Genomic DNA, 17,398 nt, shown 5'->3' on the forward strand with positions numbered 1-17,398 from the left:
GAGGTTCTTGTTGCGTATAATGGCGGCATGAAAGATTTCTCTTCGCAAAGCAGCGCGGCGGCCGCTGCCGGGCACGAACCCGCCGCCGCGCATATGTCCGCCGCCGCGCATATGTCCGCCGTCGCACGCGCACACGATGCCGCGCATGCGCTTGCCGCCGCGTGCGCATCCGATGCCGCGCATGTACCCGGCGCATCCGCTGCGCCTGCCGGCACGCACGTTCCCGCCGCATCCGGCCCAGCGCCTGCCGTGCAACCTTCCGTGCTCGTGGTGGAGGACGATGCCGCCATCAGCGACGTGACGTGCTCGTTTCTGGCGCAGGAGGGCTATGCGTGCACGCCGGCGTTCTCGGGCACCGAGGCGCGCCTTCTGTTGGACGCCCACCGCTTCGACCTGGTGATTTGCGACCTCATGCTGCCGGGGCTGCCTGGCGAGGACGTGGTGGCGCTCGTGCGCGCGCAGGGCGGCACGCCCGTCATCGTGACGTCTGCGAAAGGCGCCGTCTCCGACAAGGTGGCGCTTTTGCGCACGGGCGCCGACGACTACCTGGTGAAGCCCTTCGATCTTGACGAGTTGCTGGCGCGCATCGAGGTGCAGCTGCGCCGCGTCTGCGACATGCGTCCAGCCGCCGGTGACGCAGCCGATGCTGCAACCGACGCCGCGCGGACAAGCGGCCCCGCCGCCGCGCCGCATGCCGAGCGCACCCTGCGCTTCCGCGCCTGGACTGCCAACGAGGATACGCGCACGTTCTCCGTAAACGGCGTGCCCATCCGCCTCACGCGCACGGAGTTCGACCTCGTGTGCGCGCTCATGCGCCGACCGCGCAAGGTGTTCACCAAACGCGAGCTGTTCGCTGCGGCATGGCACGAGGAGCCGGTGGTTGAGGAGAAAACCGTGAACACGCACATCGGCAACATCCGCGCGAAGCTGAAGGGCACGAACACCGAGGGCTACATCGAAACCGTGTGGGGCATCGGCTTCAAGCTGGCGGAGTAGCAAAGCGCTCTTGCCCCGTCGCTGCGCGACGTCACCTCGCCCCCTTCCTCATCTTGTCGTTTTCTTGTAACTTTGCAGAAGGTTTCCGGAAGTCACGTCGTTAAGGTGGAAGCGTCAACCGAAGCAGGAAGGAGCACTATGGACGCCATTGCAACAGCGGGCCTCACGCGCACGTTCGGCGCCAAGCGCGCCGTGGACGACTTGACGCTCACCGTGCGACAAGGCGACATCTACGGGTTCGTAGGGCGCAACGGGTCGGGAAAATCCACGGTCATGAAGATGATCTGCGGGCTGGTGCCGCAGACGGCGGGCACCGTGCGCATCTTCGGCGAGCAGTTCGCGCCCGGCACCACCAGCCGCCGCATCGGTGCCGTCATCGAGGAGCCGGGCTTCTATCCCAGCCTCACCGGGTTGGACAACGTGCGCTGCCGCGCCCTGTCGCTGGGGCTGCCCGACGCGAAGGCCGCCTCGGCGCAGGCGTTGGAGCAGGTGGGGCTTGCAGACGTTGCCCGCAAGAAGGCGAAGAAGTACTCGCTGGGCATGAAGCAGCGCCTGGGGCTGGCGATGGCGTTGGTGGGTTCGCCCGACATCCTCATGCTGGACGAGCCGTTCAACGGGCTTGATCCGCAGGTGGTGCGCGAGGTGCGCAACCTCATCGTGCGGCTGGCGGAGGTGCGCGGCGTCACGGTGTTCATCAGCTCGCACGTGCTGGACCAGCTGGAGCGCATGGCCACGCGCTACGGCGTCATCCGCGAGGGACGCCTTGTGCGCGAGGTGACCGCAGCCGAAGTGGAGGCGGAATGCGCCGACTACCTGAGCGTGCGCTGCGCCGACGCGGAGCTGGCGCTTTCGGTGCTGCAAACCGCGTTTCCGCAGGCGTCGTTCACCGTCATGCCCGACAACGCGCTGCATGTTTCGGGCGGTGCCGCGCCGCAGGAGGTGGGGCGGGTGCTTGCGCAGCGGGGCATCGTCGTGGAGGAGCTGTTCGTGCACGAGCGTGACATAGAGGAGTACTTCGTGGCGCTCATGGGAAGCGATGCCGAAAGCGCCGCCGCGCCCGCCGCGCCCGCCCGCCGCAGCGCCGCGAGAGGGGGTGGTCGCCGTGCTTAGCATGGTCCGCCTCATGCTGTTCCGCGCGCGCAAAGAACCCGCGTTCGTGGTCATCTCTCTCATGTCCGCAGCGCTTGTGATGTTCTTCCCTCTGTTCGCAGGGCTTTCCAAGGTGTTTCCGCTCAACATCGTGGTCATTTACGCGCCGCCGGGATTGAGCGTGTTCCACTTTATCGGCATGACCTCGGGCACCCTACTGCCATGGTGGTGCGGCATCGCGCTTGCCGCCCTCTTCTCCGCCGACTTCAAGACGGGTGCCGTCAAAAACTACCTGCAGGCGCGCGGCGGCAGGATGTCGTGGGCGCTGGCTGCGGCGACGACCACGCTTATCGTTTCGGCAGCGTTCGCGATTTTCGCATACGCTGTGTCCGATGTGGGCTTTCGCCTGGCAGGCTACGACATGGCGCCCACCAATCCGTTGGACGCCGTGCGCTGGGTGGCGCAGATGGCGGTGACGCTTTCCGGCTACGTTGCCGCGGCAACGCTTGCGATAACGATAACCCGCAGCGAGACGGTGGGCATTCTGGCGGCGATTCTGCTGGTGGGCGGTGCCGTGGAGCACGTGCTTTTGGGCTTGTGCTCGCTGGCGCTGAGCCCCAGCGCGGCAACGGAGCTGTACGAGCATATGCCAATCGCCGATATGAGTGCCTTGCAGGACGGTCCTTTGCCGTGGGGAGGCTGCATGGAGGGCGCCATCGTGTTCGTATGCGCCAGCGCGTTGGTTGCGCTGGTCATGAGGAGAAGGAAGCTGTAGCCATGTTCGAGTTGCTGCTTGCGGGGTTCGTGCTTGTCGTTGCGTGCGCGGCGGGAGCGGTGGCGCTGTACGAGCGCGAGCTACGCCGCCTGGCGCGCTTCTTGGAAGAGCGCGACCCCGCGAGCAACGAGCGCGCGGGCGTGGAGTTCGCCACGTCGGGCACGCGCGCGCTGGCGCGTGCGGTGAACGCCACGCTGGATGCGCAGCGCGAGGCGAGCGCCGCCGCCGTCGAGCACGCGCGCACGTTTCGGCGGGACTTGGCGGCGCTCTCGCACGACATCCGCACGCCGCTGGCGGGCGCGCAGGGGTACTTGCAGCTCTACGCGCGCACCAAGGACGAGGCTGAACGCGCGCGCTGCGTTGCGGAGGCGCGCGAGCGGCTTGCCGCCATGCGCACGCTCACCGACCGCCTGTTCGACCACGCGAAAGCCGCCGACCCCGACGCCGAGCTGACGCTTGAACGCGTGGAGGTGCTGCCGGTTTTGGCGGACGTGCTGGCGGCGGCCTACCCCGACTTTCTGGAACGCGGGACGGCGCCCGTGGTCGATTTCGCCGACGAGGAGTTTTCTGCCACCGCCGACGCCGACGCGTTGGCGCGCGTGTTCGCCAACCTGGTGACGAACGCGCTGCGCCACGGCGCGGGGGACGTGCGCATCATCCAGCGCGGGCGCACCCTCTCCTTCGCCAACGCGGTGCCCGCAGGCACCGCGCCCGATGCCGAGCGCCTGTTCGATCGCTTCTACAAAGCCGATGCCGCCCGCAACGGGGAAGGGGCGGGCTTGGGACTCTCCATTGTGGCGAGCCTCTGCGAGAAGATGGGGGCGAAGGCGGCGGCGCATTGGGAGGGCGACGAGCTTGCGGTAACGCTGACGCTTGCGGAATAGGGGAACGGCGGCGCTCGCTGGGCAACGCCTGGGTCCCAGATCGCGTTTCGCGTTGCCGTTTCCCGTTTTCTGTTTGGTTCCCTCGAAAACGGGATTGCATAACGCTCGAAAACGGGATCATTTAACGCTCGAAAACGGGAAAGGTGCTGATTATGCCCCTTGTTCCCCTTGGATACCGTCCTCGCCTTCTCGATGGAATGGTTGTGCGTCGTCTTAAAGGGTTCGGTGCGGTAGAGGTTGCGGGCACGAAGTTCTGTGGTAAGACATGAGCCAGCCTTGCCCAGGGGAGAAGCGTAACCCACATTGACGAATTCCCCAGGTCGAAAAGAGCCTGCTGCGCCTGCGCGACGAGATAGCCGCAAATCCTGCGGCAAGAAATCCCGAGCCGTCGTTTCTTGCGGTGCTCGTGGGCATCACGCCGTTCGCCAGACGACTGCCGAGCGGCGTGTGCGTGGTGCCCATCACGTCCCTCGGGACATGACGGTCAGCGGGCGCGCCTCGGCAAAACAAACGGTTTTATCGTCCTGTTGGGCAGCCGATAGTCGCAGTCTTTGCGTTGCTCTTGATCTATTCTAGAAACCTCATTCTATTGATTTGTGCCATGATTTGGAATTTTTGTTTTCGGGGCGTTGGGAAAAAGCCATTTTCCTCTTAAGAGAAATTCAACTTACCGTGTCTGCGTTTGCGTTCGCGCTTGCCGCCGAGATAAAAACGCTTGCAAGGACAACGATAACGCCGATGGCCATAGGCATGTCGATTGGCTCGCCAAGCAAAACGGCAGCGGCGGCAATCCCTACAGGGAGCTCGGACGATGCTAAAACCGTGGCCGTGCCTGCTGGGATGAGGGGTGTCGCAAAACCAAACAGAAGGATCGGCATAAACAAGCCAGCAGCGCCCAACGCAAGACCATATGACCAGAGGCCATTCTGCAAAGCTTCTCCGGTTAAGATAGAGGGGCAGACAAACGTTCCGATTATTGTTGCTCCCATGCATGCGATAATTCCGCGTTGGAGGGGGTTTGCATCCGGCTCAACGCGACCCGATACATGCATGAACGCCGCCATGCACAGTGCCGCAGCAAAGCAAAGTGCAATTCCAATAGGATCAAACGTCCAATTCGTTTGGGACAGCATGCCACTTGCAAGAATGCTTCCTAGTACCGCAAGTCCTGCCGAGGCTATTTGAGTAACGCTGGGAGGGCGCCTCTCGGCTATTGTCTGAAATAAAACTCCCATCCATGTGTACTGGAATAGGACAACTACAGCCATTGAGGCTGGGATACGCGCTAGGGAAGCGTTGTACAGCACGCTTGTGAGAATGCTGCATGCTCCCATTGCTCCTAGACGAACAGCGCTTCGCAACTCGATGGAGACAAAGTGGTGCCCCAGTGCTTTTGCTGTGGCAAGTGCGCATAGGTATAGCACGCACGCCCCAATTGGCTGTGCTGCGACCACCTCGTTCCATGCGAATCCTTCGCCCATTGCTCGCTTCGACAACGAGGCCATGATTCCGTAACTAGCACCGCCAAGGCAGACAAGTATCGAGCCTTTGATCTTTGCGCTCAATTGCAACCCCTTCCTCTCTTTTCATGAAGAATAAGGAAATAGGGGTCGCTTCAGTGACTTCCGGCCGCACGGCAAATGATGTAGGCGTGCAGACATCTTCCTTTGTCGGCGAGTGTAGCGGCACGCCCATCCGCTACGAATGCGGTATCGGCGAATGGTGCGAAGCTGACGGTTGGTGCAATCCTCTTGCATTGCGTTCAAATGAAGCTGCGCCCAATTTCGAAAAGCTTACTACTGAGAAAGCGCGTGCTTGGAAAGATGGCCTGTGACGTTTATGCGATAGGTTGTATTTTGAAATTCAACCTACCAGGGAAATTGAACGATGATCGGATTGTTTATTGTCTGAACTCCTCGCTTCCTCCCATTTGATTTTCGAAAAGCCATATCCGCGACAACAGGCGTCACCGCGGATAACAAGCAAGTCAAAAACGCTTATTCGCCCTTATGCGCGGACGACTCAAAAACGATCGCTGCCTCCTTGTTTCCGCATTCGTTGGCGCGCACCGTATCCGCAGGAGATAGCGAGCCAGCGTTTTCTGCCGTTTTGCCGAGGGGGATTGGCTCCTTGTCTTTCGGCGTGATGACGGGGCGCCCGTGGTCTCTGTGCGGCCCTTGTCGCGCGAGGCTCACAAATCCTGCTGCCCGTCGGCGCTTACGCGGGCGTTGGGGTCGTTGAGCACGGAGCGGTCCAGGCTTCCCACGGCGTTCGACGCGGTCACGCCGGCCACCATGGCGTCGCTCACGTTGAGCGCGGTGCGGCCCATGTCGATGAGCGGCTCCACCGAGGCCAAAAGCCCCACTATCTCGATGGGCAGCCCCATGGTGCCCAGCACGATGAGCGAGGCGAACGTCGCGCCGCCGCCCACGCCCGCCACGCCGAACGAGCTGATCACCACCACGGCCACAAGCCCCGCCACAAATGCGGGTGAGAACACGTCGATGCCCACCGTGGGCGCGATGATGGTGGCCAGCATGGCCGGGTAGATGCCGGCGCATCCGTTCTGCCCGATGGACAGCCCAAAGCTGGCCGAGAAGTTGGCCGTGGCGGCGTCCACGCCCAGGGCGCGGCGCTGCGTCTCTATGTTGAGCGGCAGCGCACCGGCGCTTGTGCGCGCCACGAACGCGAAGCTCAGCACGGGAAACGCCTTCTTCAGGTACGTGAGGGGGCTCACGCGGTTCGCCGCCAGGATAAGGCAGTGCACCAGGAACATGAAGATGATGACAGCGTAGGACACTAACACGAATTTCCCCAGGTCAAGGATGGCGTTGTAGTCGCTTGTGGCCATGACGTTGGCGATGAGCGCCAGCACGCCGTACGGGGCCAGCCCCAGCACCATCGACACGATGCGCATGACGATGCCGTACAGGCTGTCGATGAGCTGCTTGAAAAACGCCGCCTGGTCGGAATCTTTGTCGCGCAGCTTGAGGTAGGCGATGCCCACGATGGCCGAGAACACCACCACGGCGATGGTGGATGTGGCGCGCGTGCCGGCCAGGTCGGCGAAGATGTTCGTGGGGATGAACGAGAGCAGCTCCTGGGGAATGGTGAGGTCGGACACCTGGTCTTGGCGGGTTTGGAGGGAGTCCATCTTGGAGGCGTCAACGCTCGCGTCGGTGAAGCTGGCCCCGGCAAGGCCGGTGAAGGCCGTCGAGGCCCAGCCGGCGAGCGCGGCCACGGCCACGGTGCCCAGCAGCACCGCCAGCACCACCGCGCCGATACGCCCGAGGTTCTTCGTGGACTCCGTGCGGGTGAACGCGCCCACGATGGCCACGAACACAAGCGGCATCACGAGCATCTTCAAAAGCGAGATGTAACCTTGGCCCACAAGCGACATCCAATCGAGCGCCGTGGTAGCAGCTTCGCTTCCCAGGTCGAGGGCAAGCTGGATGCCCGCGCCCAGCGCAATGCCCAGCCCCAGCGCTATGAACACGCGCGGGGTGAAGTTCATCCCGCGATTTTTCAGCAGTTTGAGGACGGCGAGCAACGCCGCGAACACGGCGAGCGTGACAATGACGGGTGCGATGGTTTCTGCAGACACGGTTGCTCCGGCTTTCTGGTTAGGGGTTGCGCTGCGAACAGTATACCGTTTGTCGATGATGGCGAAAGGAACCCGGAAGTAATCAATCAACATCAATCAGCCCAGCTCGACAAAACGATGGGCGGAACTTCGACAAAATAAAGAGTTAATTCTTGACAAAACGCATATTAGGATGTCTCCAAAATAACGAATAAGCTGGTAGACAAGGTATTGCCTCTTATGTATGGACAACTCAAAAACAAGAGCTATCTTCCGCGACTCCTTGACAAGGTATCGCCGAGGACTTGGAGGTGTTCGGTGCCGTATGCATTCAAGGGCCAAAGTACTGCGGAAAAACGTGGACGGGGCGCAGTTTTGCAAATAGCGAGATCAGCTTGCTTGATCCGTCGGGCGGTTTCCAAAATAGAGAGTTGGCGGAACTTGCGCCGCCGGTTGCCCTGCAAGGCGCGTCACCCCGGCTCATTGATGAGTGGCAGGAAGTTCCCTCGCTTTGGGATGCAGTGCGAAACGAAATTGACCAAACCGGCAAATTGTCCACGTTTGTTTTGACCGGATCGGCGGTTCCTCGTGAAAGCAAGCCTGGGCACAGCGGCGTCGGTCGTATTGAGAAGCTGAAAATGCGTCCCATGACCCTTCAAGAATCGGGCGATTCAACCGCAGAAGTCTCGCTCAGGGGCTTGTTCGAGGGGTCTGCGCCCTTGTGCAAGGCTCCCGAGACAACACTTGGGGCACTTGCTCATCTGGTGGTGCGAGGTGGATGGCCGGGGTCGCTTCAGTCTGCTGAACCCCTGGCTCAGCGCATGTCTCGCAACTACGTGAGCACGCTCGCTTCGGACGATCTGTCGCGCGTTGACGGGATAAAGCGCGACCCAGAGAAGGTTTCCCGCCTTTTGCACTCTTTGGCGCGCACCATGGAGCAGGCGACAGCCGACAAAACGCTCATACGCGACATGACTGCCGACGCGTCGAGCACGCCCCTTTCAGCCGAAACAGTTGACGACTATCTTCAAGCGTTGGAGAAAGCGTTTGCCATTGAAAGGATTCCCACATGGGTGTCCAACATTAAGTCGTCCCTGCGCGTCAACAAGAAGCCGAAATACCACTTTGTCGACCCTTCTCTTCCCGCCGCCATCCTCGGAGCATCGAGCGCAAAGCTGGTGGGCGATCTTAATACGTTCGGGTTTCTGTTTGAATCTCTTTGCATGAGGGATTTGCTTGTGTATGCGGAAGCTATGGATGCGAACGTGTTCTTTTATCGCGACAAGGAGGGGCTTGAAGTCGATGCCGTCATTGAGGCATCCGATGGGGCGTGGGCAGGCATTGAAGTGAAGTTGGGACATAACCAGGCGGATGCAGCTGCAGCGAATTTACTCAAACTTAAGAAGAAGATCGTATCTGCGGGAGGTCGCCAGCCCTCATTCCTTGCCGTTGTCGAAGGGATTGGCTCCCTTGCCTTTCAGCGCGATGACGGGGTGTTGGTGGTGCCGGTGCGGACCCTTGGAGCGTGAGGGTCGCAGGTTCTGCTGGTCGTTGACGCTTGTGCGGGCTTCGAGGTTGCTGGGCGCGAAATGCCCCAGGCTCTCTATGCCGAATATCGAAGGATCTTGGAGGCTTCCGGGACGTTATGCGGGGCGTTGGGGATGCAAGTGCCTCTCAACCGATGCCTCCGATGCCCCTCACCGGTTCTTGTCGTCCGCTTTGCACCCATAATCCTGCCGACAACGGCATGGGGTCACGAGCCTGCCTTCCGGTACGCAGTTGCCCGTGCTGCGCCGGCTTTCTCAATCATGCCTTCGGCTTGCAACTTTTGCAGCATGCGCTCAACGGTGCGTTGGCTCATGGAAGGATTGGCGTCCATGATCTCTTGTTTGGAAACCGGACCGATGATGTTTTCGAAGTAGGTCCGCAGGGTCTCTTCGTTGCTGCTTGAGGATAGCTGAAGGACACGCTTGTCAAGCTCCTTGTAGCAGGCGATGACGATTCCTAACATGTAGGTTACGAAAGGGGTGTAGTCGCTGTTGCCGTCCTGCCAGCCAATTGAGCTTGCCGCAAGGGCTTCATAATAAGTTGATTTTGTTTGTTCGATTTCCTTTTCGAGAGAGATGTATTTGCCCACAGTGTAGCCGTTGCGATAGAGAAGCAGCAATGTGAGCAGCCTGCTCATGCGTCCGTTACCATCGTTGAAGGGATGGATGCTGACGAAGTCGAAGGCGAAAAGGAGGGAAACGAGAATTGGATCGTAGACGCCGTTCGCAATCTGCTCGTTGTATTCGGCGCATAGGCGCTCCATTGCGAACGGGGTGCCAGCGGCGCTTGTCGGGCGAAAACGGGCGACAAGCGTACCGTCAGCGTTTCGTTTTGCGATAACGTTGTCGGCGTCCTTCCACGTGCCAGCATGGGAAGCGTCGCTGAACCGGTAAAGGTCACGATGCAGTTGAAGAATGGTGTTGGGTTTGACGGGGATGGCATCGTGTCTTTCGTGAATCATATCGAGCACAAAGCGATAGCCGGCAATCTCCCGCTCATCCCGGTTGCGCGGCTCTGTTTTGTCGTTCATAAGTTCGTGCAGGCGTTTGTTTGAGGTTGAGATATTCTCAATCCTGTTGGAGGCGCCCGTACTTTGAATCCTTGCAACCTTTCCAAGGCTATTGAGAGCATCCGGTTTGATGACGGTGTAGAGCCTTTGTTTTCCGCGGTGTTCGCGCACGGCGCCGAGTGACGAGACGATTTCGGGAATCATGAGGGTGGGAAGGATCTTCCCGTAATCGAATTGCTCCATGGGTATCTTCGCCACCTTAAAAGTATCTTAGCCAAATTTCGCATATTGGCGATGATACCATATACGTAGCGAGGATGCTTGACGCCGTGGAACTTGCGATAGGTTGGCAGCGCGCCCCAGGGAGGCGCCGGGTTTCGCTATACTGCGGTCGGGGCTGCGGCTGGCGGCCGAGGTGGCGGTTGGGGCCGTGGCTGGCGGTTGGAGCGGAGTTGGTGGTCGAGGCGGCGGCGACGGCCGGGGTCGCGGCTGTCGGCTGGGATCGTGGCTGGCGGTCGAGGTCGCAGTTGACGACCGAGGTGACGATGGAGATGAGGAAACCCCATGGATCAGGCGAGCGTGCTCATCGTGGAGGACGACGCGGGCATCAGCGAGATTGTGGCGGAGCACCTGGGCCGCGCGGGGTACGCGTGCACGCAGGCGTTCTCGGGCACGGAGGCGCGGCTGGTGCTTGAAAACGCGCGGCAGCGCGGCGTGCGCTTCGACGTGGTGGTGTGCGACCTCATGCTGCCGGGGCTGCCGGGCGAGGAGCTGGTGCGGCTCATCCGCGCAGCCGATGAGGACACGCCCATTGTGGTCACGTCGGCGCGCTCGGCGGCTTCCGACAAGATAGATCTGCTCAAGTTGGGTGCCGACGACTACCTGGCGAAACCGTTCGACCTGGACGAGCTGACGGTGCGCATAGAGGTGCAGTTGCGCCATCGCGGGCGCGCGTCCGCGCCGCAGCCCGGCGGCGATACGCTGCGCGCGGGCGCGTGGGCGATCGACCGCGCGGCGCGCACGTTGTCTGTGGACGGAGCCGAGGTGCCGCTCACGCGCACGGAGTTCAACATCGTGGAGCTTTTGGCCGCGCATCCGAAGAAAGTGTACACGAAGCAGGAGTTGTTCGAGCTGGCCTGGGGCGAGCCGTTCGCTGCAGATGACAGCACCGTGAGCGTGCACGTGTCCAACATCCGCGCCAAACTCAAGCCCACGGGCACGGACGGCTACATCCAAACGGTGTGGGGCCTTGGCTTCAAGCTGTCCGCCGACGCGATGGGGAAGCGGTGAGGGCCGCGCCCAGCGCTGCCGGTGCAGTGAGCGCTTCGGGGTCGTTTGATGCGGTGGGTTCGCATGGCGCCGTCGGCGCAGCAGGCGCTGTCGGCCCCCGTTCTTCAAACTTTCTTAAACCTTGCTTCGGGTTTTCTAAAACCCTGCTCCGTATGCTGGTTTTCGTCAGAAGGCATGCGAGAAAGGGGCGTTCATGAACGTCGTTGAGACGCGGGGGCTGGCGAAGTCCTATCGCGGCAAACGTGCGGTCGATCGGTTCGACATGCACGTGGCGCAAGGCGACATCTACGGGTTCGTCGGCAAGAACGGGGCGGGCAAGTCCACCGTTATGAAGATGATCTGCGGGCTGGTGACGCCGACGGAAGGCGAGGTGGAGCTGTTCGGCGGCGCGCGGGCGGGCGGTGCGGGCGGGGCTGTCTGCACGGGGCGCATCGGGGCGCTCATCGAAGCGCCGGGTTTGATCCCCAATCTTACCGCCTACGAGAACCTCATGGCGAAAGCGCTGGCAATGGGTGTGGTTGACGCTTCTGTGCGCTGTCGCGAGGCGCTTGAACTTGTGAGGCTTTCCGATACGGGCAGGAAGAAGGTCAAGGGTTTCTCGCTTGGCATGAAGCAGCGGTTGGGGTTGGCGCTTGCGCTTATCGGCTCGCCTGATTTGCTGCTGTTGGACGAGCCGCTGAACGGGCTGGATCCCGAGGGCACGCGCGCCATGCGCAACCTGCTCGTGCGACTCAACGAAACGCTGGGCATCACCATCGTCATCAGTTCGCACGTGCTCGACCAGCTTGACCGCGTGGCCACGCGCTTCGGCGTCATCGCACATGGCACGATGGTGCGCGAGATGACCGCCGACGAGGTGCAGGCCGAATGCGGCGACAGCCTGCGCGTGCGCACGGCCGATCCGGCGCGCACGCTCGCGCTTCTGGAGGAGGCGCTGCCGGGTGCTGCCTTCCGCGCAGAACCCGACGGCGCGCTTTCGGTGTCGGGTGCGGTCAACCAGGCGGCCGTTGCGCAGGCGCTGCGCGCGTCCGACCAGACGGTGCTCGAACTCAGCCAGGTGAGACGCGACATAGAAGACTACTTCGTCGAGCTTATGGAAGGCGGTGCGCGCGTTCAGGCTGAGGCGCCAGCGCGCGGGAGAGGCGGTGCGTGCCATGTTTAACCTGTTGAAATCCGACATCTACCGTCTCGTGCACGGCAAGATGCTGTGGGTGGGCCTCGCTCTTACAGTGCTTTTCGTGGTGGGCGCGGCAGGAATGGTCTGGTTCGCGACAACGCCGCAGTTCGCCCAGATGGTGGCCGAGCAAACTGAGCACGGCCAGCAGAACGCGACGGCGGGCGCGGGCGTCAGGCTCACTGACGAATCGGGTGCGAACCTCACGCCCGAAGAGGCGAACACCCTCAACGAGAAGGAGCTTCCATCGCGCACGAAGGCTTACGCGCAGATGCTCGTCACGGGCGGCGGGCTTGCGATGATCGTTTCGTTGATGACGGCGCTTTTTGTGGCAAGCGATTTCGAAACGGGGTTCGCGAAGAGCGTGTTCGTCGGCAGGGGTCGCCGCCGCGCGGCGTACTACCTTGAAAAACTCGTGCTCTGCGGAGTGCTGTCCGCGGTGTTTTTGCTGGCAGGGATGGTGCTCACAGACGGTGCCTTCGCGCTTGCCGGGTTTGAGTACCGCGCTTCGGAGACGCTTGGCGAGTATTGGGGCTGGGTGGCGCTTGCGTGGCTGGCCGTGACGATGTACGCGATGGCGACCGGTGCGACGGTGCTGCTCACGCGTAGCAAGGCGGTCGGCATTGTGTTCGCCCTCGCCGTTGCGACGGGGACGCTGGCGAGCGTCATCATGACGGCGACGTCGGCGTTCGCCCCCGCTTTTCCGGTGTTGGACGATGCGGTGAAGTGGCTTCCCGCATCCAGCGTGGCGCTGCTGGGTTCCGGAGGCGTGGGCCTGCTGTCCTCCACGGAAGGGACGGCGCTTGCAGGACTTGCGGTTCCGGCCCAGGTCGCGCTCGTGTTGGGCGCAGCGATTGCCGTGTGCGTCGCGCTGGCGGCGGCGGTCGGGCCGCGGAAGGACGTGTAAGGGATATGACGGTCGTGCTCGCGGGGCTTGCGTGCGGGGTGGCGGGCGTGGCTTTAGCTGCGCTTGTGTACGAGCGGCAGCTGCGCCGTTTGGCCCGCAGTCTGCGCGAGCGCGACGCGCACAGCAACACGCGCCTTACGGTGGAGGCGCCGGGCCGCGGGTTCGCCGAGCTTGCGGCTGCGGTGAACGGGCAGCTGGACGCCGCGCGGGAGGAGCGGGTGGAGGCCCTTCGCCGTCAACGGGAGTTCCAGCGCGATCTGGCCAGCCTTTCGCACGACGTCCGCACGCCGCTCATGGGCGCGAAGGGCTACGTGCGCCTCGCGCAGGACGGGCGCGAGCGGCCAGGTGACGAGGAAGCGGTCGCTCGCCACCTGGCCGCCGCCGAAGCGCGCCTGGACGACATGCAGGCGCTGTTGGATCAGCTGTTCGCCTACGCGCAGGCGAGCGATCCCGACCTCGCGCTCGACCTGCGCCCCGTGCGCGTGCTGCCGCTGCTCGCCGACGTGCTGGTGGGGCACTATCCCGCCTTCGACGAGCGGGGATGGGAGCCGCAGGTGGATTTCGAGGACGAGGCGCTTGCGACGGACGCCGACCCCGAGGCCCTTGCGCGCATCTTCGAGAACCTTGTGGGCAATGCGCTGCGTCACGGGACCTCCGCGCTTGCGGTGCGGCAGCGCGGGCGCACCGTAGCGTTTGCGAACGAGGTGGCCGATCCGGCCGCGATCGATGTGGAGCGCCTGTTCGAGCGCTTCTACCGAGCCGACGCCTCCCGCAGCGCTTCCGGCGCCGGCCTGGGGCTTGCCGTGTCCCAGAGCCTGGCCGAGGCCATGGGCATGCGCATGACGGCGCACTTGGAGGGAAACGCGCTGATTGTTGAGGTGGAGCTTGCGGGCAGCTTGACGGCAGGCGGTCCTGTTTGACATCGCGCGCGGACGAAGTGGAGAATCCTGCGGCGAAGGCGACAACTCGATAGTTCACTCGGTGATTCAAAAACAAACACTTGTTCTATTTTATACGATATGATAAGATAGTCGCAAGAAAAGGACTGGAGAAAAGAGGTCTCGATGAATTGCCGGTACAGCGTTCGCGAAGTTGCCCATCACATCGTTGATCTCTGTGCTCGCGAATCCGAACCCATAAGCAATCTGCAGCTGCAGAAAATACTGTATTTCGCCCAGCAGCAATATGCTCAGAAAACGGGTTGCCTCTTGTTCGCCGATGCGTTCGAAGCATGGCAGTACGGCCCCGTGCAACCAGAGGTGTATCGCGAGTACGCTTCTTTGGGAGGGGCTAAGATTCGCAAGGTGTACGGAGCTTCTCCGCTCGCTTCGGATGCGGAGGCTGCGCAGGTGGTGAATTCTGTCACCAGACGGTGGCGCAGTCAGAATCCCTGGCGACTTGTGGATGCCACGCACGTCAAAGGTTCTCCTTGGGATCGGACGTATCGCGGAGGGCTTGGCAACCATCGCGTGATCGACAATTCTTATTTCCTCGACAGCGCGGCTGTTTAGGCGGACGTTATGACGGCCTCGGTCCTTGAGGTGCTGCGCGTGCCGCGGGATTGGACCAACGACGGCAAGCAGCTTTCCTTGAATAACGTACTCGCCGAGCTTGTCGGGTCGCCGCTCGAATTAGGCGATGCTGCTGTGGAAGACGCCTTCGTTTCCTTTTTCGACTCATTGTATAGCGCAGGGTTTCGGCATCGGTATTCTGAAGTGTTCGGTGTTCTGTCGAGCGTTGGGGTTCCCTTGAATGAAGCGACGGCAACGGCAAGCGACTACTATCTTGACGACAACTGCGTGATACAGATGAATCTGGAAGCTCTGACTCCCGTTGTTGAAGCAAGATGCACGGATGAGGCAAGGCGCGGTTTCGAGAAGCTACGCGACCACACCTTTCTTGAGATCGGCAGGCTAAGCTACAACGCGCGGATCAACGACATCCAGGACAAGCGCTTTGAGCTCACGCTTGAGGATATCGATCTTGCTCAGGAGAGGTTGGACGAGAGCGGCAAGAAACTTGAGAAGGCGGAACGTCGCATCGAGAACGCCCAGCGTGAGAACGTGACCATACTCGGCATTTTCGCCGCCATCGTCATAGCATTTACGGCCGGCATGGGCTTCACGGCGTCGGTGCTGCAGAACATCGATGCCGTGAGCATTTACCGGTTGGTGTTCATGATCGTTCTCATGGGCCTGGTGCTGTTCAATCTTCTTTATGCGTTGTTTCGGTTCGTGCATCGCGTTACAAGGCCAGAAGACAATCCAAGCGCCATTCTTCCCATTGGAACGTATAGGGGGATAAACGCTGTAGGGCTTCTTATGCTTGTCGCAATATGCGTTGCACGTCATTTCGGCTGGTGATCAAGGCGTTCATTGGCGGGCTGGCGCAGCGCTCGGCATTCTTTGGCGATCTCACGCTGCCGCTCCCATTCCGCTTTGCAGTTCGTCATCGCGCCGGACATGCCCAGCAGGCGGGCGTTTAGCCAATCGTGTGCGGTCATGGTCACGCCTCTTTCTTCTCCGCAGAACGGCTTGCGTCCGGTATACCATAAAGCACCGACAGGACGCTTGCGCCCCGTCGGTGCGCGATTTGACGGGGCATTACCGCCGATTGAACGCAGGCAGCGTGGCGGGGATGCCGCCTTCCATGACCAGTTTCGGCTCGCCTTCAATGAGCGGTCGGAAATACGCGAGCGCCTCTTCCGTGACGCCTTGGTAGTTCGGCAGGATCCACTCGGCGGGGAAGCGGCGCACGTGGTTGGCGAACTCGCTGGCCGGCGCGGCGAAGAAGCGCGCGTTGTAGCGGCCTTCGGCTGCGGCGGCCTCGTCGCGGCGGATGCCCACCACAACCCCGGTGAACGCGGGGTCGGCGCTGCGCATGTGAGCGCTCATCCCCAGCTCGTAGGCCTCGGTCGCATCCACGAGGCTCTGTGCGAAGTTGCTTGAGCGAGCCGCGCGCGAAAGATCCTGCACCACTCCGCGCGGCGCGATGCCTGCGTCCACGATCATCTGCTTGAGCGTTTGCGCAGCACCCCCCAGCACCGCGTGCGCGAACCCGTCGTTGGCCGACTCGCCGGCGGAGAGGTAGGCGCCGTCCGCGTAATGAGCGCCCTCGGACACCACGATGTAGCACTCGCCCTTCTCGTCGAACTTCTTGCGCACCTCGTTCAGGAACGCGTCGCGGTCGAAGTCCACCTCGGGCAGCACGAGCAAATCCACGTCGCCCGTCGCGCAGCAGCTGGCGGCCAGCCACCCCGCGTCGCGGCCCATCACCTCCAGCACGAACACCTCGGGGCGCGTGTACGCGTCGTAGTCGAGGCGCGTTGCGTGCGTGATCTGGCACGCCACCTTCGCCGCGCTGGGGAAGCCGGGGCAGTGGTCCACCGGCACCAGGTCGTTGTCCACGGTCTTGGGAATGCCGACGAAACGCTTGCCGGGCGCGTTCGTAGCTGCCCATTCGGTCAGCGCGTCCACCGTGTCCATGGAATCGTTGCCGCCGATGTAGAACAGCGTGTCGATGTTGTGGCCGTCCATGACTTCAACCAGGCGCTGGAAGTCGGCGTTGTTGCCGCGCTTGAGCTTGTAGCGGCACGTGCCCAGCGCCGACGAGGGCGTCTGACGCAGAATTTCCAGGTCGCGGCCGGGCAGGTCAGTGAGGTCGTACAGTTTGCCGGCAAGCGTTCCCTCTATGCCGTGCAGGCCGCCGAACACGCGGTCGTACACGGGGTTCAGCTGGTTGGCGCGGATGACGCCGGCCAGGCTGGCGTTGATGACGGCGGTGGGGCCGCCGGATTGTGCGACGAGGCAGTTGCCCATGGGTGCATGCTCCTGTTCTCTTGGGTCAGCTGCCGAGTATCTCGGACTGGCCGCGCTTCGTCAACTTCGCGAACGCAAGGGCATGCGAATGACCACAGAGTTCCCGCAACACTTCGCCGGGCACGGCGGGGGGAGGGGTGGGCGTGACGGCGGCGATGGCGGTGGGCGCGGCGGGCAGTTTGGACTCGGCGGAGGGGCTAGGTGCGGCGGATGGTTTGGATTCGGCGGGGGCCTGGGTTCGGTGGGGCCTGGGAGCGGCGGGGAGAGCTTGGGTGCGGTAGAGTTTTGGTGCGGCGGGTGGGTTTGGACACAGCGAGCGGCTCCG

The 17,398-nt window shown here is 62.2% G+C and carries 16 protein-coding genes; 11 read left to right on the forward strand and 5 right to left on the reverse strand.

Features of this window, described 5'->3' with window-relative positions; translation table 11 throughout:
• The 4 genes from ACWKY3_RS05085 to ACWKY3_RS05100 all read left to right on the forward strand — a co-directional run.
• Positions 1-996 (forward strand): response regulator transcription factor (locus tag ACWKY3_RS05085; RefSeq protein WP_449315342.1); only part of this gene is annotated, 996 nt, incomplete at its 5' end.
• Between the two features lie 138 nt (positions 997-1,134).
• Positions 1,135-2,106 (forward strand): ABC transporter ATP-binding protein, encoded by a 972-nt coding sequence (locus ACWKY3_RS05090; protein ID WP_449315343.1) that lies wholly within the window; start codon positions 1,135-1,137, stop codon positions 2,104-2,106.
• Positions 2,099-2,860 (forward strand): hypothetical protein, encoded by a 762-nt coding sequence (locus tag ACWKY3_RS05095; RefSeq protein WP_449315344.1) that lies wholly within the window; start codon positions 2,099-2,101, stop codon positions 2,858-2,860. The genes ACWKY3_RS05090 and ACWKY3_RS05095 overlap by 8 nt, the downstream gene beginning before the upstream one ends.
• A gap of 2 nt (positions 2,861-2,862) precedes the next feature.
• Positions 2,863-3,744: a sensor histidine kinase gene (locus ACWKY3_RS05100; protein ID WP_449315345.1), complete on the forward strand. Its 882-nt coding sequence runs from the start codon at positions 2,863-2,865 to the stop codon at positions 3,742-3,744.
• Between the two features lie 662 nt (positions 3,745-4,406).
• Here ACWKY3_RS05100 and ACWKY3_RS05105 read toward each other — a convergent pair.
• Positions 4,407-5,309: an EamA family transporter gene (locus tag ACWKY3_RS05105; protein WP_449315346.1), complete on the reverse strand. Its 903-nt coding sequence runs from the start codon at positions 5,307-5,309 to the stop codon at positions 4,407-4,409.
• A gap of 626 nt (positions 5,310-5,935) precedes the next feature.
• Positions 5,936-7,348: an L-cystine transporter gene (locus ACWKY3_RS05110; protein ID WP_449315347.1), complete on the reverse strand. Its 1,413-nt coding sequence runs from the start codon at positions 7,346-7,348 to the stop codon at positions 5,936-5,938.
• Between the two features lie 290 nt (positions 7,349-7,638).
• Here ACWKY3_RS05110 and ACWKY3_RS05115 point away from each other — a divergent pair, with 290 nt between their 5' ends.
• On the forward strand, positions 7,639-8,856 hold the full coding sequence (locus tag ACWKY3_RS05115; protein ID WP_449315361.1) for an ATP-binding protein: 1,218 nt from the start codon (positions 7,639-7,641) through the stop codon (positions 8,854-8,856).
• A 224-nt stretch (positions 8,857-9,080) separates the two neighbouring features.
• On the opposite strand, the gene ACWKY3_RS05120 is transcribed toward ACWKY3_RS05115, so the two are convergent.
• Entirely contained in the window at positions 9,081-10,127 is a 1,047-nt protein-coding gene (locus tag ACWKY3_RS05120; RefSeq protein ID WP_449315348.1) for a Fic family protein, read from the reverse strand.
• Between the two features lie 321 nt (positions 10,128-10,448).
• Here ACWKY3_RS05120 and ACWKY3_RS05125 point away from each other — a divergent pair, with 321 nt between their 5' ends.
• The 6 genes from ACWKY3_RS05125 (at position 10,449) to ACWKY3_RS05150 (ending at position 15,618) form a co-directional block, all read left to right on the forward strand.
• Positions 10,449-11,174, forward strand: a complete 726-nt coding sequence (locus ACWKY3_RS05125) for a response regulator transcription factor (protein WP_449315349.1) — start codon at positions 10,449-10,451, stop codon at positions 11,172-11,174.
• Positions 11,175-11,367: 193 nt separating this feature from the next.
• Positions 11,368-12,336: an ATP-binding cassette domain-containing protein gene (locus ACWKY3_RS05130; RefSeq protein ID WP_103262736.1), complete on the forward strand. Its 969-nt coding sequence runs from the start codon at positions 11,368-11,370 to the stop codon at positions 12,334-12,336.
• Complete coding sequence (locus ACWKY3_RS05135; protein WP_103262737.1) at positions 12,329-13,255, forward strand: hypothetical protein; 927 nt, start codon at positions 12,329-12,331, stop codon at positions 13,253-13,255. The genes ACWKY3_RS05130 and ACWKY3_RS05135 overlap by 8 nt, the downstream gene beginning before the upstream one ends.
• A gap of 5 nt (positions 13,256-13,260) precedes the next feature.
• Positions 13,261-14,175, forward strand: coding sequence for a sensor histidine kinase (locus tag ACWKY3_RS05140; protein ID WP_449315350.1), 915 nt, complete (start codon positions 13,261-13,263; stop codon positions 14,173-14,175).
• 144 nt (positions 14,176-14,319) lie between these two features.
• A complete protein-coding gene (locus ACWKY3_RS05145) occupies positions 14,320-14,766 on the forward strand; it encodes a Panacea domain-containing protein (RefSeq protein WP_449315351.1) in 447 nt (148 codons plus the stop codon).
• Between the two features lie 9 nt (positions 14,767-14,775).
• A complete protein-coding gene (locus ACWKY3_RS05150) occupies positions 14,776-15,618 on the forward strand; it encodes a hypothetical protein (protein WP_449315352.1) in 843 nt (280 codons plus the stop codon).
• Here ACWKY3_RS05150 and ACWKY3_RS05155 read toward each other — a convergent pair.
• Positions 15,603-15,764: a hypothetical protein gene (locus ACWKY3_RS05155; protein ID WP_449315353.1), complete on the reverse strand. Its 162-nt coding sequence runs from the start codon at positions 15,762-15,764 to the stop codon at positions 15,603-15,605. The two genes, ACWKY3_RS05150 and ACWKY3_RS05155, sit on opposite strands and share 16 nt — an antisense overlap.
• A 94-nt stretch (positions 15,765-15,858) precedes the next feature.
• Positions 15,859-17,073 (reverse strand): diphosphate--fructose-6-phosphate 1-phosphotransferase, encoded by a 1,215-nt coding sequence (locus ACWKY3_RS05160; protein WP_449315354.1) that lies wholly within the window; start codon positions 17,071-17,073, stop codon positions 15,859-15,861.
• Between the last annotated feature and the right edge of the window lie 325 nt (positions 17,074-17,398).

This window comes from Rubneribacter sp., from assembly GCF_965361815.1.